This window comes from Erwinia rhapontici (assembly GCF_012271765.1).
GTDB lineage: Bacteria > Pseudomonadota > Gammaproteobacteria > Enterobacterales > Enterobacteriaceae > Erwinia > Erwinia rhapontici.
Genome location: NZ_VRKO01000017.1, coordinates 54519 through 73960, shown reverse-complemented (window position 1 = coordinate 73960; position 19442 = coordinate 54519). Strand labels below are relative to the sequence as shown.

Below are 19442 nucleotides of genomic sequence, written 5' to 3'. Positions count from 1 at the left end.
TTCCCTGCTTAAAACTTAAATCCGCGGTGCAAGGCAACAATGCCGCCCGTCAGATTGTGATACGTGGTGTTTTCAAAGCCAACGTCATTCATCATCTGTTTCAGAGTGTCCTGATCGGGATGCATACGGATGGACTCTGCCAGATAGCGATAGCTGCCTGCGTCTTTCGCGACCATTTCACCAATGCGCGGCAAAATATGGAATGAATAGGCATCGTACGCTTTGCTCAACGGTGCGAACTGCGGCTTGGAAAACTCCAGTACCAGCAAACGCCCACCCGGCTTCAGCACACGGAACATGGACGCCAGCGCTTTTTCTTTTTCAGTCACATTACGCAGACCGAAAGCGATAGTGATGCAGTCAAAATAGTTATCAGGAAACGGCAGTGCTTCGGCGTTGGCCTGCACATAATTCACGTTGCCGATAATGCCTTTATTGCGCAGCTTTTCACGGCCCACTTTCAGCATTGAGCTGTTGATATCGGCCAGCACGACTTCACCGGTTTCACCCACCAGGCGCGAGAATTTCGCCGTGAGGTCACCCGTGCCACCCGCCAGATCGAGAACGCGTTGCCCACGGCGCACGCCGCTGGAATCAATGGTAAAACGCTTCCAGATGCGGTGAATGCCGAATGACATCAGGTCATTCATCAGATCATATTTGGCCGCAACGGAATGGAAAACATCAGCAACCATATCGGCCTTTTCGTCTTTCGCAACGGTGCGGTAGCCGAAGTGGGTTGTGTCCTTTGATTCATCTGCCATTTGTTTTGCCTGCTCTACAATCAAATATTTGCCAAGTGTACCAGAGTCACGCAGGCCAGGCACTGGCCGCACGCTTATTCATTGATACGGCGTGATACTGCATCCGGCGAATATTCCGCCTTTTCTACAGGCGGCATATCATCATCGTCATCCACATCGTCATCAGCTTCTGGTAATGCCTGTTCCACCAGCCTTGGGTTAATCGGACGCTTCACTTCAACCCCCATCTGGCGGAACCCTTCTGTCTGAGCAATCAGATTGCCCCGACCTTCGGACAATTTTTTCATTGCCTGTCGATAGCTATCCTGAGCCTTATCAAGGTTCTGGCCGATGGCACTCATATCATCGACAAAAAGACGCATTTTGTCATAGAGCCGGGCGGCACGATCGGCAATACGCTGGGCGTGACGACTCTGGTGCTCATAGCGCCACAGATTATTGATGGTGCGCAGCGCCACCAGCAAGGTGGTCGGGCTGACCAGCATGATGTTCTGGTTCAACGCCTCGTTGATCAGCTCTGGCTGTCTGTCGATGGCCAGCAGGAAAGCGGGTTCCACCGGGATAAACATCAACACATAATCCAGCGAGCGTAAACCCGGTAATTGTTGGTAATCTTTTCGGCTTAGCAGGCGTAAGTGCCCACGGATCGCAGCGATATGCTCAGTGATTGCCAGTTCACGCGCTGCGTCATCATCACCGTTAAAATAGCGCTCATAGGCCACCAGCGTCATTTTGGCGTCAATCACCACATCCTTGCCCTGCGGCAGGCGTACGATCACGTCAGGCTGCATTCGCCCATTTTGCTCAAGCTGGATGTTAACCTGCGTTTCGTATTCATGGCCTTCACGCAAACCGGAAGCTTCCAGCACCCGGCTGAGGATCACTTCTCCCCAGTTACCCTGCGTTTTGTTATCTCCCTTGAGCGCCTTGGTCAGGTTGATCGCTTCCTGGGCCATCTGCGCATTCAGCTGTTGCAGGTTCCGTATTTCATGCGCGAGGGTGTGCCGTTCACGCGCCTCCTGGCCAAATCCTTCCTGAACCTGGCGGCGAAAGCCCTCAAGCTGTTCCCGCAGCGGCGTAATCAGGCCATGCAGGCTCTGACGATTTTGTTCATCCACCCGGCGGCCACTGTTTTCAAAGATGCGGTTCGCCAGATTTTCAAACTGCGCGTTAAGGCGCTGCTCACTGTTCACCAGCAGCCGCTGCTTCTCTTCCGCCGCCATGCGCGTCTCTTCCAGGCGGATGGTAACTTCGCGCAGTTCAGCCTCCTGCGAGGCATTGATCTCCAGCTGATTGCGCAGCTCACGATTGAGCTGCTCAGTTTCACCACGCCAGTGATCAAGCTGGTGCAGCTTCTCTCCGGCCGCTGCCAGTGAACCGTGCAGCTGACGCAATTCCTGCTCATTCTGTTTTTGCGTCAGGAGCTGGGCATCCAGTTGCTGCTGCTGACGCTGGCGTTCAGATTCCGCCAGTTCCACCGACTGCTGAAGCAAACGCCGCTCAGTTTCGCCGTTGGCCAGCTGCTGCTGGCTGCGGATCCCGGCGATTAACCAGCCCGCCAGCAACCCAACCAGACCAATACCGGCACCATATACGATTGTTGCATCCACCCTGCTTCTCCTGCTGAAACCCTGACAGCGGAAAAATAGAGGTGCACTGTATGAATGTCCAGATAAAAAGCAGTGAACGGGCAGCTTAGGGAGGGAATATCGAGGAGGATCTGAATTTTTTCACGGCGGAAAAGGCATTGCAGGCCGTGCGTGAGCACGGCCAGAAGAAAAACGATTAGATCAGACGGCGGGCAGCCTCAACCACAATCTTCACCGCATCGCTCTCGGTGCGTTTCATGGTTTCTGCATCCGGGATTTCCTGCTGGGTGCGGTTGACGATAACCCCTGCCACCATCCCGGCACGCAGCCCCTGGCTGGCACACATGGTGAGCAGCGTGGCAGATTCCATTTCGTAGTTCAGTACGCCCATCTGCTGCCACTCTTTCATCGAGTTCTGGAAGCGGCTGACCACCCGTCCGGAGAAGGTGTCATAACGCTCCTGGCCCGGATAGAAGGTGTCTGACGAGGCGGTAATGCCAATATGGGTGGTCGCACCAGCCGCTTTAGCCGCGTCGACCAGCGCCGTGGTGCAGGTAAAGTCCGCCACAGCCGGGAACTCCAGCGGAGCAAAGTGCAGGCTGGCGCCATCAAGACGCACAGACCCCGTGGTCACCAGCACGTCACCGACGTTGATATCAGGCTGGATCGCGCCGGTGGTTCCCACGCGCAGGAAAGTACGTACTCCAAGCTGAGCCAGTTCTTCCACGGCAATCGAGGTGGACGGGCCACCAATACCTGTTGAGCAGACAATCACGGGTTTACCGGATAACTCGGCACGCCAGGTGGTGAATTCACGATGCGATGCCAGATGAACCGGATTGTCCATCAGGGCGGCAATTTTCTTCACGCGCTCCGGGTCGCCCGGCACGATGGCCAGTGTGGCGCCCTGAAGATCGGCTTTCGTTAAGCCAAGATGGAAAACGTCAGACTGTGCCATTTCAAACTCCTTTCACGGGAAGAGGGATAGTTAACGGGATGCTACTGTAAGGAAATCCGGCGAACATTTATGTGATTAACATCGATAATACAAATGAAAATTGCATTGATTACATTGTAAAAAGTGATGGATGTCACATTATTAAATCCGATCATGGCACTTTCACACATCCGGGCCTGTGGTTCAGGGCTATCTGGTGATAGAGATAGCCCGTAGTGAAACCTGATCCCATCGCATTACGGGCTATAGTTAAACCCTGAATGCCGATCGTACTTGTGCATGCACGGAGAGGATAATGAAAACCGACGATAACACGACGCAAGAATCGAGCAATAAAGGGTTTGCACCCGCAACAGGTCCTGCCGCAGCCACCACGATTATCACTGACAGTACCGATATTATTTCAGGTGAGACGTCCATTCCTACTCAGGGTGAGAACATGCCGGCTTTCCATGCGAAACCGCGCCATGCCGAAGGGCTGTTGCCGGTAGTGCTGGTGGTCCAGGAGATCTTTGGCGTACATGAACATATCCGGGATATTTGTCGTCGTCTGGCCAGTGAAGGCTATCTGGCGGTGGCGCCAGAACTCTATTTCCGCCAGGGTGATCCTGCGGATTACACCGACATCTCCACCCTGTTCAATGACCTCGTCAGCAAGGTCCCGGACAGCCAGGTACTGGCCGATCTCGACCACGTGGCAAACTGGGCGTCCCGTCATGGCGGGGATATGCGCAACATGGCTGCCACCGGTTTTTGCTGGGGCGGACGTATCACCTGGCTGTATGCCGCGCACAATCCGCAGCTAAAAGCCGCGGTCGCCTGGTATGGCAAGCTGGTGGGTGAAAAAACCATGAAGCAGCAGAAGCATCCGGTGGATATTGCCGTGGATCTGAATTCGCCGGTCCTGGGCCTTTACGGCGGCAAAGATGACGGTATCCCGCTGGAGAGCGTGGAGACCATGCGCCAGGCGCTGCGTGCGGCGAATGCTGACGCTGAGATTATCGTTTACCCCGATGCCGGGCACGCCTTTAATGCGGATTATCGTCCCAGCTATCACGCGGAGTCTGCTCAGGATGGCTGGCAACGGATGCTGGCATGGTTTAAACAGCATGGCGTGGCGCCAAAAGCATAAAAAAGGGGCGCCTCTTGGCGCCCCTTTATGATCAGCAACAACATCGTCATCAGGCTTTTTGCGTGCTGCGCAGGTTCTGGGCCGCTTTCACCATGTTTGCCAGCGCCTGACGTGTTTCTGTCCAGCCACGCGTTTTCAGACCACAATCCGGGTTAACCCACAGACGTTCAGTCGGGATCCGTTGTGCCGCTTTCAGCAGCAGTGCTTCCATCCACTCCACGCTCGGAACGTTTGGCGAGTGAATATCGTAAACGCCGGGACCGATTTCATTCGGGTAGTCGAACTCTTCAAACGACTCCAGCAGTTCCATATCCGAGCGTGAGGTTTCGATGGTGATCACATCGGCATCCAGTGCAGCGATCGAATCCATGATGTCGTTGAACTCGCAGTAACACATGTGGGTGTGAATCTGAGTGTCATCCTGCGCCACGGCGGCGTTTAAACGGAAGGCATCCACAGCCCACTTCAGATAGGCAGCCCAGTCGGAGCGATGCAGCGGTAAACCTTCGCGCAGTGCAGGTTCGTCAATCTGGATGATACCGATACCGGCTTTTTCCAGATCTTCCACTTCGTCACGCAGTGCCAGGGCAATCTGTTTTGCGATGGTTTCGCGAGACACATCTTCACGTGGGAATGACCAGCACAGGATCGTCACTGGCCCGGTCAGCATGCCTTTGACCGGCTTGTCGGTCAGAGACTGCGCATACTTCGCCCACTCAACGGTAATGGCTTGCGGGCGGCTGACGTCACCGATAATCACCGGCGGTTTCACACAGCGCGAACCGTAGCTCTGTACCCAGCCATTCTGCGTAAAGATAAAGCCATCCAGGTTTTCACCGAAATATTCCACCATGTCATTACGTTCCGCTTCGCCGTGCACCAGCACGTCCAGACCTAAACGCTCTTGCTCAGCAATGGCCTGCTTAATATGTTCAGCGATGCCGGTACGGTAGTGATTGCCGTCCAGACGCCCTTGTTTGAAATCAAGGCGCAGGCCACGAATTTCGGTGGTTTGCGGGAAAGAGCCGATAGTGGTGGTGGGCCAGGCGGGCAACTGGAAACGCTGACGTTGTGCTTCAGCACGCACCAGGTAGCTGCTGTTACGCTGGCTGTCTTTGGCAGTAATCCCGGCCAGACGCTCGCCAACGGCCGCATTGTGAACACGGGTGGAGTGTTTACGGGCGCGAATGGGCGCACTCCAGGCCTCCAGTGACGCCGGATCGTTGTTGTTCAGCGCATTGCTCAGCAGTGACAGTTCAGCACACTTTTGCAGGGCAAAGGCGAACCAACTTTTTACTTCATCATCCAGACGGGTTTCCACGCTCAGGTCGATCGGGCTGTGCAGCAGTGAGCAGGAAGAACCGATCCACAGCTGTTTACGGGCAGCGCTCAGCGGCTGCAGACGCTCAAACCAGCGGCTCAGATCCGCACGCCAGACGTTACGACCGTTAATCACCCCGACTGACAGCAACCAGCTTGCCGGTACTTTGCTGTTGAGCACAGAGATATCATCGTTACCGTGGACCAGGTCCACATGCAGCCCCTGAACCGGTAGTGCCGTAATGATGTCAATGTTCTGGCCGATACTGTCGAAATAGGTGGTCAGCAACAGCTTGCTGTGCCCCTGCAATGCAGCATAGGCGGATTTGAAAGCAGCTAACCACTCGGCAGGCAGTTCCAGCGCCAGCGCGGGCTCGTCAATCTGCACCCATTCGATATCGCGTTTAGCCAGTTCGGCCAGCACCTGCTGGTAAACTGGCAGGATGTCTTTCAACAGGCTCAGGCGATCAAACTGATCCCCTTTCACTTTGCCCAGCCAAAGATAAGTTACCGGGCCCAGTAAGACAGGTTTAATTTTGTGGCCCAGCGCCAGCGCTTCGTCGACTTCGTCCAGCAGTTGGGTCCAGGTCAGTTTGAACTGCTGACCCTGAACAAATTCAGGCACCATGTAGTGATAGTTGGTGTTAAACCATTTGGTCATTTCTGCGGCGGCGGCGGGTTCACCGGTCGGAGCGCGGCCACGACCAAGACGGAACAACGTATCGAGGTCAACTGAGCCCTCTTTATTCTGGTGGCGCGCGGGTACGTTACCCAGCATCAGGCTGGTGGTCAGCACGTGATCGTACCAGGCGAAGTCACCGACCGGCAGCAGATTCACACCTGCGTCTTTCTGCTGTTGCCAGTGGCGTGCACGAAGTTCACGGCCAGTCGTCAGCAGATCGTCCTGGCTGGTGGTGCCCGCCCAGTAGCTTTCCTGCGCTTTTTTCAGTTCGCGACGCAGACCAACGCGGGGAAATCCGAGAATGTGGTTCAGAATAGTCATCAGTTGTGCCTCGTTAAATTGTTCTTTACCGGGACCATCAAAATTGGCTGATGTCAGTGTGCACACAGCCAGCGCGCAAGAACCGGAGCGTACTGAAGTACGTGAGGATTCTGAGCACTGCCCGGGATGTAAAATGACAAGTAAACTCATCAGCGAATCATTTAGACGTCCAGATGTTTACACCGCTATATTGTGCAGGTACTGTATCAACCACAAGCGCAAAATATTCACTGTCGATGTGAAGGACTCTCATGATCGAACTTAAACACCTGCGGACGCTGCAAGCGTTGCGAACGACAGGTTCACTGGCGGCGGCGGCGGCCCAGCTTCATCAAACGCAGTCAGCGTTATCTCATCAGTTCAGCGACCTGGAGCAACGTCTGGGGTTCCGGCTGTTTGTACGTAAAAGCCAGCCGCTGCGTTTCACGCCACAGGGAGAACTTTTGCTGCAACTGGCGGAACAGGTGCTGCCGCAAATCCAGCAGGCATTGCAGGCCTGCCATGAACCGCACCAGACCACATTGCGCATCGCTATTGAATGCCACAGTTGTATTCAGTGGCTGACCCCGGCGCTGAACAATTTCCGCAAGAGCTGGCCGCAGGTGGTGATGGATTTCAAATCGGGGATGACATTTGACCCGCAGCCCGCCCTGCAACAGGGAGAGCTGGATGTGGTACTGACCTCCGATATTCTGCCGCGCAGTGGGCTGTTTTATTCACCTATGTTTGATTTCGAAGTCCGCCTGGTGCTGGCACCGGATCATCCCCTGGCGCAAAAGGCGCATATTTCACCGGAAGACCTGGCCAGTGAGGTGCTGATGATTTATCCGGTTCAGCGCCAACGCCTGGATATCTGGCGTCATTTCTTACAGCCGGCCGATGTCAGCCCAACGTTGAAAAGCGTAGACAACACGCTACTGCTGATTCAGATGGTGTCTGCACAGATGGGGATTGCTGCGCTGCCACACTGGGTAGTGGAGAGTTTTGAGCATCAGGGACTGGTGGTAACGAAAACGCTGGGAGAGGGCCTTTGGAGCCGCCTGTATGCGGCAGTGCGCGACGGTGAACAGCGTCAGCCTGTAGTCGAAGCCTTTATTCGTTCCGCCCGCCAGCACGCCTGCGATCATCTGCCTCGGGTTCGTGATGCATCCCGTCCTGGCGTGCCACATCCTTCCATCAGCCATCCTTAGCATGCACGGCAGCCAGTCGACTACTGGCGTTACACGCTGACCCGCGCTCGTGACTCAGGGCAGCGCACGCCGCTAACGCAGATGCACCCTGAGGGACGACGAGTTATACTGCACTCACTGCAATTGTTTCACTACAGAGAGTCCCTATGACCAATAACGATGTCCTGCGCAGCGTGCGTTACATGCTGAATTTAAGCGATGCTAAAGTTGTGAGCATTCTGGCGCTGGCAGAGAGCGAAGTAACAGAAGCCGAAGTGCACAGCTTCCTGAAAAAAGAGGATGAAGCCGGCTATCGCCCCTGCCCTGATGTCATCATGGGTTACTTTCTGAATGGTTTGATTTTTGAACGCCGTGGCAAAAGTGAAGACGCACCTGCGCCTTCTATCGAACGCAAGATGACCAATAACATCCTGATGAAGAAGCTGCGTGTGGCCTTCGACCTGAAAACCACCGACATTCTGGAACTACTGAAAAGTGCCGATTTTGCGGTAGGACAGTCAGAAATTGGGGCGATCTTCCGTAAACCTGGGCATAAAAATTACCGCGAATGCGGCGATCAAATTCTGCGTAACTTCCTCAAAGGCCTGACGATGAAAATCCGTCCGGTGAAGAAAGCCTAAGCGATTGACTGACTGATTAACGCCATCTGCTGGCGTTAATCTTTGTTCTTCTGCCAGATTAAAACCTTCCTTTTAGAACAAAATCACTCACCAAACGAAACCCACAGCCTTTATCTGGGTTTGCATATGTGACTATCCTCACACTTTATAGTTTCATTATGAAAATAAAACACCGATTTGTGATGTAGATATAGCCATCTCGTCATAAAACTGTAACATTTGCGCCATTCTTCACAGTCAGTTGTTCTGATTACGACTACGCTATGCGCGAAATGGAACATTTATTCCTGTTTTAACAGGATCCTGTTCCTCTACTCTGCGCATTCGAAGCCGGATGTCAGTCTTTCGAGCCATGGGAGGCCAAAATGTTACGTTTTTTCAAACCTGCTGCACATCAGCCCCGCGTTGATGACAGCCGCGTTGACCCGTTATACCGCAAGCTACGCTGGCAGATCTTTCTGGGGATATTCTTCGGTTATGCTGCCTACTACCTGGTGCGTAAGAACTTTGCCCTCGCGATGCCCTACCTGGTTGAACAGGGTTTCTCACGTGGTGACCTCGGCTTTGCGCTCTCCGGCATCTCTATCGCCTACGGTTTCTCAAAATTCATTATGGGGTCGGTCTCTGACCGCTCCAACCCGCGCGTCTTCTTACCTGCTGGCCTGATACTTGCCGCGGCAGTCATGTTGTTTATGGGCTTTGTCCCCTGGGCAACGTCCAGCATCATGGTGATGTTTGTACTGCTGTTCCTGTGTGGATGGTTCCAGGGGATGGGCTGGCCGCCGTGCGGTCGTACAATGGTGCACTGGTGGTCACAGAAAGAGCGCGGCGGCATTGTTTCCGTCTGGAACTGTGCGCATAACGTCGGTGGTGGTATCCCTCCACTGCTGTTCCTGCTCGGTATGGCCTGGTTTAACGACTGGAAAGCGGCGCTGTATATGCCTGCTTTTGGTGCCATTGTTATCGCCATCATTGCTTTTGCGCTGATGCGTGATACCCCGCAGTCTTGCGGCCTGCCGCCGATTGAGGAGTACAAAAACGACTATCCACCGAACTATGATGAGAAACATGAAGATGAGCTAACGGCTAAGCAGATCTTTATGCAGTACATCCTGCCGAACAAACTGCTGTGGTATATCGCGCTGGCTAACGTGTTTGTTTACCTGCTGCGTTACGGCATCCTCGACTGGTCACCGACCTACCTGAAAGAAGTGAAACACTTCACGCTGGATAAATCATCGTGGGCTTACTTCTTCTACGAGTACGCCGGTATCCCGGGTACGCTGCTGTGCGGCTGGATGTCGGATAAAGTCTTTAAAGGTAACCGTGGTGCAACAGGCGTGTTCTTTATGGTGCTGGTCACCATTGCCACCATCGTGTACTGGATGAACCCGGCAGGTAATCCTGGTGTGGATATGGCCTGTATGATGATTATTGGCTTCCTGATTTATGGCCCGGTGATGCTGATTGGTCTGCATGCCCTGGAGCTGGCACCGAAGAAAGCGGCGGGTACCGCAGCAGGCTTTACCGGTCTGTTTGGCTACCTCGGTGGGTCCGTTGCCGCCAGTGCTATCGTCGGCTATACCGTTGATTACTTCGGCTGGGATGGCGGCTTTATCATTATGATCGGCGGCTGTGTGCTGGCGGTGATCCTGCTGACGATGACGATGTTCAGCGAGAAGAAACACAAACAGGGCCTGAACTCACTCTGATTGAAGGGAACATTATGTTGAAAAACGTTATCGCTACCTTACTTCTCACCACCTCTCTCGCGGCGACAGCCGCGAGTTCTTCGCCTGTCGTGATTGCGCATCGTGGGGCCAGCGGTTATCTGCCGGAACACAGCCTGCCGGCAAAAGCGATGGCCTATGCTCAGGGAGCGGATTACCTTGAGCAGGATCTGGTGATGACCAAAGACGATCATCTGGTGGTGCTGCATGACCACTATCTGGATCGGGTGACGGATGTTGCCACGCGTTTCCCCCATCGCGCACGGGCTGACGGACGTTATTACGCTATCGACTTTACCCTTACCGAGATCAAGAGCCTGGCGTTTACCGAAGGCTTTACGCTTGAAAACGGCAAAAAGGTGCAGACCTTCCCAGACCGCTTCCCGATGGGGAAATCTGATTTCCGTGTTCATACCTTTGAGGAAGAACTGGAGTTTATTCAGGGCCTGAACCACTCCACCGGCAAAGACATCGGGATTTATACCGAAATTAAAGCCCCGTGGTTCCACCGCAAAGAAGGCAAGGATATCTCTGCCAAAGTGCTGGATGTCCTGAAGCAGTATGGTTACAGCAGTAAGACCGATAAGGTTTATGTGCAGTGCTTTGACTATAACGAAGTGAAGCGCATCAAGACCGAGCTGGAACCTCAGCGGGGAATGAATCTGAAGCTGGTGCAGCTGATCGCCTATACCAAATGGGATGAAACTCAGGAGCAGCGCGACGGTAAGTGGGTGAACTACGATTACGATTGGATGTTTGCGCCGGGTGCGATGAAAACCATCGCCCAATACGCCGACGGTATCGGCCCGGATTACCATATGCTGGTGGCGCCAGGCGCAAAAACCGGCAATGTGCCGCTGAACGATATGGTGAAAGAGGCACACCAGAATCATCTGGTGGTGCATCCGTACACGGTACGCGCCGATCAGCTACCGCCTTATGTCAGCAACGTCGATCAGCTGTACGACCTGCTGTACAACAAAGCGGAGGTTGATGGTCTGTTTACCGATTTCCCGGATAAAGCCGTTCGTTTCTTAGGTCGATAACTATCGGATGACTAAAGGGCCGATCGAACAGTTGATCGGCCCTGCAGACTTACACGTGATACAGCTGACGCAGGAAGTTCGGCACGGCCTGATCGGCATTCGACCCGATCACTTCCAGCTCCGGTAAGATATCTTTCAGGCGCTGATGAGAGTTGCTCATGATGCAGCCTTTGCCCGCCATACTCAGCATCTCTTTATCATTCATACCGTCACCAAAGGCAATGCACTCCTGTAACGAGAAGCCCAGTGATTTTGATACCGCATCCAGCGCGTGCCCTTTCGACACACCGCCCGCCATCACTTCCAGGCAGGTTGGCAGCGAGAAGCTGACGTTAACCCGATCACCCCAGCGCGCAATCAGCGCCAACTCCAGTGGGACCAGCAGTTCCGGGATCGCGCAGGTGAAGAACACCTTGCTGATGCCGTCGGTCGACAGCTGGCCCGGCTCATAGATCTGATAGTTGAAGTCAGACTCGCGGAAGAAATCCATCTCTTCAGGACGGTGGCGGTTCAGGAACCACTCTTCATCCCGATACACGTTGGTGTAGATATCAGGGTTGGCGTGCTGCATGGCGAACAGTTCAAGCGCGATATCTTCATCCAGGTTGTGACTGAAAACCAGCTCACCGGCGGTGTTATGCACCCGCGCCCCATTTGAGGTGATCATGTAAGCATCGATGCCCAGGCTGTCACGCATCTGCGCCACGTCGATGTAATGGCGGCCCGTTGCAAAGACAAAATGGATGCCTTTACGTGTCAGCAACTGTAACGTTTCGCGGGCATAAGGGGAAAGCGTGTGGTCCGGTGACAGCAGCGTGCCATCCAGATCTGAAGCAACAATACGGTACATAACACCTCTGATTAATATTTCTGGCGGGCTGTCAGTACCCACCGGCAAAGTCATTCTGTCCACTCAGCAGTGGCGGGAAAAAAAGGCCAGGATGGCCTCCAGCGCTTCGCTGCGCATGCTGTCTTTCTCAAACAGGATCTCGTGGCGGGCACCGTCGATAATCATCGGCTTACCCCCTTCGCAGGGCTGGCCGGCGGCCACCATCGTCTGGCAAAACAGATCCTGAGCGCGGTTATCCACCACTTTATCGTCAGCGGCCTGGAGCAGCAGCAGCGGCGTCGATATCTTCGCCGCCTGGCTTAAAATACTGTGCCCGGCGCGTACCCCTTCTCTCACCCAGTGATAAGTGGGGCCACCCACACGCAAGCCCGGGTCGTCGGCATAAAAGCGCAGGTTACGGCGATAGCGTTCACGGCTGTGTGTCAGTTCGTTAATGGCGAACGGGCGCGCATGCCATTTTCCGGTCCCCAGTGCATAACCCTCGCGTACCGTCGGATATTTTTCCGCCCAATTAAGGATAGAGTTGGCCATCCATAACGGCATCGGCAGGAAGATGCCAAACATCGGCGATGCCAGCGCCACTGCATCAAACGCCGCAGGCTGGCGAGCCAGCATCAGCGCCAGTATCGCCCCGCCCATCGAATGGGCCAGTGCATAACGGCGGCGATAGTGACGTGTGACAATCTCTTTCAAATACAGGGTTTCGAGGTCGTCGACATAATCTTCGAATTCAACCACATGGCCACGGTGAGAATCCTGCAATAACCGCCCGGATCGTCCCTGCCCGCGATGATCGATAATGATGACATCATAACCGCTATGGAACAGGTCATAGGCCAGCTCCGGGTATTTCACATAGCTTTCAATGCGCCCCGGGCACAGCAGTATCACCTTATCGTGTTGCGGTGAGATGAAACGGACGTAGCGGATCGGGATGTTTTCAACACCGAAAAACTCATCCTCTTCACGCAATTTCCAGAAATCCAGCAACGGGCCTGTAGCAAATGCCGCAAAGGCTTTTTCCCGCGTCGTCCAGTTGTGTTTACGATGTTCCATCAGGCTCATTTCCAGAAAGGACTCTCCCTTAAAAAAAGGGGCAGGGTTCCCCGTAGCGCCGCATTCAACAATAACGTATTGTGTCACAAATGAGCGTTTTTCGGGAGTTTTACGCATGACCATCGAGTGGTGGCTGACCTATCTGTTAACAACCAGCATCTTAAGTCTGTCGCCAGGTTCTGGCGCAATCAATACCATGAGCACCGGTATCAGCCACGGTTATCGGGGTGCGGTCGCCTCAATCTCCGGCCTTCAGGTTGGGCTGTCACTGCATATTGTGCTGGTTGGCATCGGGCTGGGTGCACTGTTTTCCCAGTCGTTACTGGCCTTTGAAATTCTTAAATGGGCCGGGGCGGGCTACCTGGTCTGGCTGGGTATTCAACAGTGGCGATCGGCCGGGGCGATCGATCTGAATGCGGTTGCCAAAGCGATGCCGCGTCGTAGGCTGTTTAAACGCGCCGTGCTGGTGAATCTGACCAATCCAAAAAGTATTGTGTTCCTGGCTGCCCTCTTCCCGCAGTTCATTCTGCCACATCAGCCGCAGGCGATGCAGTATCTGGTCTTGGGCGTCACGACCGTAGTGGTGGATATTATCGTGATGATTGGCTATGCCACGCTGGCCACACGCATCTCCGCGTGGATCAAAGGACCGCATCAGATGAAATTGCTAAACCGGATTTTTGGGGGCTTGTTTATTGCGGTAGGTGCACTGCTGGCCTCGGCACGAAGAATCGCCTGACAGAACCCGGGTCGGGCATGCCCGCCCCCTACAAAAACTGTCGCGGCCGATAATTTATCGATCGGCCCACATCAAACATTACTCGTCGTCTTCACCGTCGACATGTTCTTTGATCATCACCATAAACGGCCTGCCAAAACGCTCCAGCTTCTTATGCCCGACGCCATTCACACTCAACATCTCGGATGCTGTCAGCGGCATTTGCTCCGCCATTTCAATCAGCGTTGCATCGTTAAACACCACATATGGCGGAACATTGGCTTCATCGGCGATGGATTTACGCAGCTTGCGCAGTTTGGCAAACAGCTTGCGGTCATAACTTCCGCCATAGGATTTCTGGCTGCTGTTACGCGGTTTAATACTCACCAGGCGAGGAACCGCCAGCATCAGCGGCACTTCACCACGTAAGGTGGGGCGTGCGGCTTCCGTCAGCTGTAATGCTGAGTGCATGGCGATGTTTTGCGTCACCAGCCCAAGGTGAATCAACTGGCGTAACACGCTGGTCCAGTGCTCATGGCTCTGCTCACGGCCGATGCCATACACCGGTAATTTGTCGTGCTGCATATCGCGGATGCGCTGGTTATTGGCGCCGCGCAGGATCTCGACGATATACCCCATACCAAAACGCTGCCCAACGCGATAAATGCAGGAGAGTGCTTTTTGCGCCTCGACCAGGCCATCATAGCGGCGCGGTGGATCAAGGCAGATATCGCAGTTGTCGCAAGGCTGCTGACGCCCCTCACCAAAATAGTTCAGCAAGACCAGACGACGGCAGGTCTGCGCTTCGGCAAACGCACCCATCGCATTCAGCTTATGGCGTTCAATATCCTGTAGCGGCCCCGGTGTTTTCTCTTCCAGACACTTACGCAACCAGGCCATATCGGCCGGATCGTACAGCAGCAGCGCCTCGGCTGGCAGGCCATCACGCCCCGCACGCCCGGTTTCCTGATAGTAGGATTCGATATTGCGCGGGATATCAAAGTGCACCACAAAACGCACGTTGGGTTTGTTAATGCCCATACCAAAAGCCACGGTCGCCACCACGATTTGCAGGTCATCGCGCTGGAAGGCTTCCTGCACATGAGCACGGTGTGCGTTATCCATGCCCGCATGATAGGCGCCAACGCTCAGGCCACGGCTTTGCAGACGTGCTGCGGTGTCTTCCACTTTGGCCCGGCTGTTACAGTAAATGATGCCGCACTTGCCGCGCTGATCCTGCACATAGCGCAGCAGCTGTTCGGTAGGTTTGAATTTTTCCACCAGCGTATAGCGGATATTGGGGCGGTCAAAGCTACTGACCTGGATGAGCGGGTCATCAAGCTGCAGCAGACGGGCAATGTCGTTACGCGTGGTTTCATCGGCGGTGGCGGTCAGCGCCATCACCGGGACATCCGGCAGGCGATGACGTAGCTGGCCCAGCGCACCGTATTCTGGGCGGAAGTCGTGGCCCCACTGGGAAATACAGTGGGCTTCATCCACCGCCAGCATCGCCGGATTCCAGTGCGTCAGCTGCTCGAGGAAGTTGTCCATCATCAGACGTTCAGGGGCAATGTACAGTAGACGGATGCGACCGGTACGGCAGCCTGCCATCACTTCCTGCTGCTCTTCACGGTTCTGCGTCGAATTGAGGCAGGCCGCCGCAACGCCGTTTGCAAGCAGTTGGTCGACCTGGTCTTTCATCAACGAGATCAACGGCGACACCACCAGCGTCAGCCCCTCACGCACCAGTGCAGGGATCTGATAACAGAGTGATTTTCCGCCGCCGGTTGGCATAACGACCAGACAGTCACGCCCGTTGAGCGACTCCTGAATGATGGTTTGTTGCCCCGGACGAAACTGCTGATAGCCGAAGGTATCGCGTAATACCTGCTCTGCCAGCGTTTCTTTATTGATGACTGCTGCCGTAGACACGTTGTCCCCACATCTGAAATAACAAGAATTCTGGCCGGGTTGATTGCTCAACCCGGTCACGACGACCTTAGAACAGGTCGTTGAGCGTCACGCCCACACCGACGCGCGTTTGACGGTGGTTATAGTCGATTAACGATTCGCCATAACCACTAAACACCTGCGTATAGAAACGCACATGATCGGTCATCGGGTAGCTCCAGCCCAGTTCAGCGCCGCCGTAGCCGCTGTTCCAGTTGTAGTTGCTCCTCACGCTGAAGATGCTCTCGCCCCACTGGTAGCCCACCGTCAGGCGATAATAACCCATGTACTTAGTGATATCCGGGTTATCGTCATTATTTTCACTTTCTGGAAGACGGTACCAGGGTTTGACCTCAACCATCCAATTGCCGTTTTCTGCCATAAGTCGGGCATAGACACGGTTCCAGCTGCGCGATGTCGGATCGGATCGGCCGTTAGACTCATGATTCAGGCCCGTTTCCACATCGCGTAACGTCCAGCCAGCGAAAGAGTAATCCGTGGCCCAGCCAAGAAAGATCTGCGGCTGGTAGTTGGTTTCACGAAACGGTGAAGAGGCACCACGATTAGATAACTGCCACCAGGACCGTTGAGTATAGGACGCCGCCAGCACCGAGTTATCGCCGAGAATGCCACGCCATAACGGGAAGGCCAGGCTTAACTGGAACTTCACTTCATCATGTTTGGCTTTATTTCCCCAGTCGTAAGACTCGATCGCTTCCTTGTTGATATTGCTGGTATCCGTGTAAAGCAGATAGTTGTTTTCGTAAGGGAACAAGATAAACGGGTTATCGTGCTTCTCCAGCAAATTGGCAATAATGCTGCCGCGAACCGCAGGCTGATCGTGGACATCTTTTACGGTAGCGGTCTGTGCCAGCACCAACGTCGGAAACAGAATTGCTGACGCCAGCAATCCTTTCAGCAGAGCCATAGGATTCTCCCAGAGAGGCGGATAAGTGAATAAAAAGCACGCCATTCTACACAGAAACATCCTGGGGGATTAGTGCTCATTTCCGAAAGTGGAAAGCACCGTCAACGAAGCATATTATACACACTCCGTTAACCTGATTTTTCATTCAGACCGCATTACAGGAAGACCCGCTAATGTCAGCAGTACCTATGGATCAGGCTGCCGCTCGCCGCCTGATTGGCGAGATTTTTGTCTACCACATGCCGTTCAATCGCGCACTGGGGCTGGAGCTGGACCGACTGGAGTCGGATTACGCAGAGATAAGCCTGGCGAACCAGACCATGCTGGTCGGTAACTCTGCTCAGAAAATATTGCACGGTGGCGTGATCGCTTCCGTACTGGATGTCGCTGCCGGTCTGGTGTGTGTCACCAGCGCGCTGACACGCCAGGAAAGCATCACTGAAGAGGAGCTACGCCAGCGCCTGTCGCGCATGGGAACCATCGACCTGCGGGTGGATTATCTGCGTCCCGGCCGTGGTGAACGCTTTACGGCCAGCAGCAGTCTGTTACGTGGTGGTAATAAAGTGTCGGTTGCCAGGGTCGAGTTACATAACGATGTCGGTGTTCATATTGCCAGCGCCACTGCTACCTATCTGATCGGTTAACTTCATGAATCCACAGCACACTCGCCAGGGCATTTTCTTTGCTCTGGGCGCTTATTTTATCTGGGGCATTGCTCCGGTTTACTTCAAGCTCATCCAGCAAGTTGCCCCCGGGGAAATTATGACCCACCGGGTGATCTGGTCATTTTTCTTTATGCTGGTGCTGCTCACCGCCAGCCGACACTGGCGCAATGTCCGTACGGTTATCCAGCACCCCAAAAAGGTGCTGCTGCTGGCGCTCTCCGCCGTTGTGATTTGCGGTAACTGGCTGCTGTATATCTGGGCGGTGAATAATCACCATTTGCTGGAGGCCAGTCTGGGTTACTTTATTAACCCGTTGCTGAACGTTCTGGTGGGGATGGTGTTTCTCGGGGAACGCTTCCGGCGCCTGCAATGGCTGGCAGTGGCACTCGCGGCCTGCGGCGTACTGATACAGGTGTGGCAGTTTGGTTCCGTGCCGGTGATCGCTCTCAGTCTCGCCATCAGCTTTTCATTCTATGGCTTGCTGCGTAAAAAAATAGCCGTTGATGCCCAAAGCGGAATGCTGATTGAAACCAGCTGGCTGTTAATCCCTGCGGCTATCTATCTGTTCGCGATAGCCGACAGCCCCACCAGCCATCTGGGAAGCAACCCACTGAGCCTCAACTTGATGCTGGCCGCTGCCGGGGTGATCACCACGGTTCCGCTGATGCTGTTTACTGCCGCTTGTACACGTTTGAAACTGTCCACCGTCGGCTTTTTCCAGTATATGGCACCCACGCTGATGTTCCTGCTAGCCGTATTATTTTACGGAGAGCAAATGACACCCGATAAAGTCGTGACCTTTGGCTTTATCTGGACAGCGCTGGCGCTCTTTATTGCCGATGCTCTGTTGGCATTACGCCGATCGTCGGCCGTATAGCGCGATAAGCAGAAATAAAAAAATCGCCTCTCAGGCGATTTTTTTTATCGAGCGGCTTACAGCCAGTTCTTACGCTTAAAGTAGGCGTAAGGTGCCAGACCGGCGAGGATCATCAGGCTAATCGCCCCTGGATAGCCAAAGCTCCATTTCAGCTCAGGCATAAACTCGAAGTTCATCCCGTAGCTGGAGGCCACCAGGGTAGGCGGCAGGAAGACCACCGATACCACCGAGAAGATCTTGATGATGCGGTTCTGTTCGATGTTGATAAAGCCCATCGCCGCCTGCATCAGGAAGTTAACTTTCTGGAACAGGGATTCATTGTGCGGCAGCAGGGATTCGATATCGCGCAGGATCTCGCGAGCCTGCTCCAGCTGATTGCCTGGCAGACGCGCCTTACGTACCAGGAAGTTAAGTGCACGCTGGGTATCCATCAGACACAGGCGCACCTTCCAGCCGATATCTTCCAGCTCTGCCAGCGTCGACAGTGCTTCATCAAACGCATCGCCCTGCTGTCCTTCCATAATCACGCGGCTCAGTTTTTCCAGATCGCTGTAGATATTCTCGATCTCATCCGCCAGCTGTTCGATTTTTGTCTCAAACAGATCGAGCAGCAGCTCGTAAGCATTTCCGTCGCTCAGAACCTGATTACGGGCACGCATACGGTAAAGACGAAACGCCGGGAGTTCACGTTCGCGCAGGGTATACAGGCGCCCTTCACGAATGGTGAAGGCCACCGTCGAGTTACCCGCGTGATCGTCAGCATCTTCATAGAAGAAAAATGAGTGAATATGCAGACCATCTTCATCTTCGAAGAAACGTGCGGAGGCTTCGATGTCTTCCAGTTCAGGGCGGGTCGCAAGGCTCTGGCCCAGTTCGGTTTGTACCCGATCTCGTTCAGCTTCTTCCGGTTCGATCAAATCGACCCAGACGGAACCGATCAGCTCGTCCCTGGCATCAGCATCATCCAGTTCAAGGCGGGTCAGACGGTTTTGGTCGAGTTTAAATGCGCTCAACATTAGCTGTACTCCCAATTCACAGTAACAAAA

The 19442-nt window shown here is 54.2% G+C and carries 17 protein-coding genes; 8 read left to right on the top strand and 9 right to left on the bottom strand.

The genetic code is table 11. The annotated features are described in order from the left end of the window. Positions 1–8: 8 nt before the first annotated feature. From ubiE to udp, 3 genes are all read right to left on the bottom strand, one after another. Entirely contained in the window at positions 9–764 is a 756-nt protein-coding gene (gene ubiE / locus FVB43_RS22030; RefSeq protein WP_133846825.1) for a bifunctional demethylmenaquinone methyltransferase/2-methoxy-6-polyprenyl-1,4-benzoquinol methylase UbiE, read from the bottom strand. 74 nt (positions 765–838) lie between these two features. Continuing rightward, positions 839–2374: a DNA recombination protein RmuC gene (rmuC, locus tag FVB43_RS22025; RefSeq protein ID WP_133846826.1), complete on the bottom strand. Its 1536-nt coding sequence runs from the start codon at positions 2372–2374 to the stop codon at positions 839–841. 175 nt (positions 2375–2549) lie between these two features. Then, entirely contained in the window at positions 2550–3311 is a 762-nt protein-coding gene (udp, locus tag FVB43_RS22020) for a uridine phosphorylase (RefSeq protein WP_133846827.1), read from the bottom strand. A 295-nt stretch (positions 3312–3606) separates the two neighbouring features. On the opposite strand from udp, the gene FVB43_RS22015 reads away from it, so the two are divergent. Further along, complete coding sequence (locus tag FVB43_RS22015; RefSeq protein ID WP_133846828.1) at positions 3607–4443, top strand: dienelactone hydrolase family protein; 837 nt, start codon at positions 3607–3609, stop codon at positions 4441–4443. Positions 4444–4492: 49 nt separating this feature from the next. Here FVB43_RS22015 and metE read toward each other — a convergent pair whose 3' ends face one another. Next, on the bottom strand, positions 4493–6766 hold the full coding sequence (gene metE / locus FVB43_RS22010; RefSeq protein WP_167864786.1) for a 5-methyltetrahydropteroyltriglutamate--homocysteine S-methyltransferase: 2274 nt from the start codon (positions 6764–6766) through the stop codon (positions 4493–4495). A gap of 251 nt (positions 6767–7017) precedes the next feature. Between metE and metR the strand changes: the two genes are divergently transcribed. The 4 genes from metR to glpQ all read left to right on the top strand — a co-directional run bounded on the left by metR (position 7018) and on the right by glpQ (position 11352). Further along, positions 7018–7956 carry an HTH-type transcriptional regulator MetR gene (gene metR, locus FVB43_RS22005; protein WP_167864785.1) on the top strand — a complete coding sequence of 313 codons (939 nt, stop codon included), beginning with the start codon at positions 7018–7020 and terminating at the stop codon, positions 7954–7956. A 146-nt stretch (positions 7957–8102) separates the two neighbouring features. Continuing rightward, complete coding sequence (locus tag FVB43_RS22000; protein ID WP_133846831.1) at positions 8103–8576, top strand: YehS family protein; 474 nt, start codon at positions 8103–8105, stop codon at positions 8574–8576. A gap of 365 nt (positions 8577–8941) precedes the next feature. Further along, positions 8942–10288, top strand: a complete 1347-nt coding sequence (gene glpT, locus FVB43_RS21995; protein WP_167864784.1) for a glycerol-3-phosphate transporter — start codon at positions 8942–8944, stop codon at positions 10286–10288. Positions 10289–10302: 14 nt separating this feature from the next. After that, on the top strand, positions 10303–11352 hold the full coding sequence (gene glpQ / locus FVB43_RS21990; RefSeq protein ID WP_167864783.1) for a glycerophosphodiester phosphodiesterase: 1050 nt from the start codon (positions 10303–10305) through the stop codon (positions 11350–11352). A 49-nt stretch (positions 11353–11401) separates the two neighbouring features. Here the strand turns inward: glpQ and yigL are convergent, their stop codons facing one another. Next, positions 11402–12202 (bottom strand): sugar/pyridoxal phosphate phosphatase YigL, encoded by an 801-nt coding sequence (gene yigL / locus FVB43_RS21985; protein ID WP_133846834.1) that lies wholly within the window; start codon positions 12200–12202, stop codon positions 11402–11404. A gap of 63 nt (positions 12203–12265) precedes the next feature. Then, positions 12266–13258 carry a lysophospholipase L2 gene (gene pldB / locus FVB43_RS21980; protein ID WP_159338544.1) on the bottom strand — a complete coding sequence of 331 codons (993 nt, stop codon included), beginning with the start codon at positions 13256–13258 and terminating at the stop codon, positions 12266–12268. A 115-nt stretch (positions 13259–13373) separates the two neighbouring features. Here pldB and rhtB point away from each other — a divergent pair, with 115 nt between their 5' ends. Beyond that, a complete protein-coding gene (rhtB, locus tag FVB43_RS21975) occupies positions 13374–13997 on the top strand; it encodes a homoserine/homoserine lactone efflux protein (protein WP_133846836.1) in 624 nt (207 codons plus the stop codon). A 78-nt stretch (positions 13998–14075) separates the two neighbouring features. Here the strand turns inward: rhtB and recQ are convergent, their stop codons facing one another. After that, positions 14076–15908, bottom strand: a complete 1833-nt coding sequence (gene recQ, locus FVB43_RS21970; RefSeq protein ID WP_133846837.1) for an ATP-dependent DNA helicase RecQ — start codon at positions 15906–15908, stop codon at positions 14076–14078. A 67-nt stretch (positions 15909–15975) separates the two neighbouring features. Then, complete coding sequence (pldA, locus tag FVB43_RS21965; protein WP_133846838.1) at positions 15976–16854, bottom strand: phospholipase A; 879 nt, start codon at positions 16852–16854, stop codon at positions 15976–15978. Positions 16855–17027: 173 nt separating this feature from the next. Here pldA and FVB43_RS21960 point away from each other — a divergent pair, with 173 nt between their 5' ends. Then, positions 17028–17498: a thioesterase family protein gene (locus FVB43_RS21960; protein WP_133846839.1), complete on the top strand. Its 471-nt coding sequence runs from the start codon at positions 17028–17030 to the stop codon at positions 17496–17498. A gap of 4 nt (positions 17499–17502) precedes the next feature. Next, entirely contained in the window at positions 17503–18396 is an 894-nt protein-coding gene (rarD, locus tag FVB43_RS21955; protein ID WP_133846840.1) for an EamA family transporter RarD, read from the top strand. A 56-nt stretch (positions 18397–18452) separates the two neighbouring features. Here the strand turns inward: rarD and corA are convergent, their stop codons facing one another. Then, complete coding sequence (gene corA / locus FVB43_RS21950; protein ID WP_133846841.1) at positions 18453–19412, bottom strand: magnesium/cobalt transporter CorA; 960 nt, start codon at positions 19410–19412, stop codon at positions 18453–18455. Positions 19413–19442: the final 30 nt, after the last annotated feature.

Coding starts and splice junctions, on each gene's coding strand:
- ubiE (WP_133846825.1), bottom strand. CDS start 764: ATGGCAGATGAATCAAAGGACACAACCCACTTCGGCTACCGCACCGTT.
- udp (WP_133846827.1), bottom strand. CDS start 3,311: ATGGCACAGTCTGACGTTTTCCATCTTGGCTTAACGAAAGCCGATCTT.
- FVB43_RS22015 (WP_133846828.1), top strand. CDS start 3,607: ATGAAAACCGACGATAACACGACGCAAGAATCGAGCAATAAAGGGTTT.
- metE (WP_167864786.1), bottom strand. CDS start 6,766: ATGACTATTCTGAACCACATTCTCGGATTTCCCCGCGTTGGTCTGCGT.
- metR (WP_167864785.1), top strand. CDS start 7,018: ATGATCGAACTTAAACACCTGCGGACGCTGCAAGCGTTGCGAACGACA.
- FVB43_RS22000 (WP_133846831.1), top strand. CDS start 8,103: ATGACCAATAACGATGTCCTGCGCAGCGTGCGTTACATGCTGAATTTA.
- glpT (WP_167864784.1), top strand. CDS start 8,942: ATGTTACGTTTTTTCAAACCTGCTGCACATCAGCCCCGCGTTGATGAC.
- glpQ (WP_167864783.1), top strand. CDS start 10,303: ATGTTGAAAAACGTTATCGCTACCTTACTTCTCACCACCTCTCTCGCG.
- yigL (WP_133846834.1), bottom strand. CDS start 12,202: ATGTACCGTATTGTTGCTTCAGATCTGGATGGCACGCTGCTGTCACCG.
- pldB (WP_159338544.1), bottom strand. CDS start 13,258: ATGGAACATCGTAAACACAACTGGACGACGCGGGAAAAAGCCTTTGCG.
- rhtB (WP_133846836.1), top strand. CDS start 13,374: ATGACCATCGAGTGGTGGCTGACCTATCTGTTAACAACCAGCATCTTA.
- pldA (WP_133846838.1), bottom strand. CDS start 16,854: ATGGCTCTGCTGAAAGGATTGCTGGCGTCAGCAATTCTGTTTCCGACG.
- FVB43_RS21960 (WP_133846839.1), top strand. CDS start 17,028: ATGTCAGCAGTACCTATGGATCAGGCTGCCGCTCGCCGCCTGATTGGC.
- rarD (WP_133846840.1), top strand. CDS start 17,503: ATGAATCCACAGCACACTCGCCAGGGCATTTTCTTTGCTCTGGGCGCT.
- corA (WP_133846841.1), bottom strand. CDS start 19,412: ATGTTGAGCGCATTTAAACTCGACCAAAACCGTCTGACCCGCCTTGAA.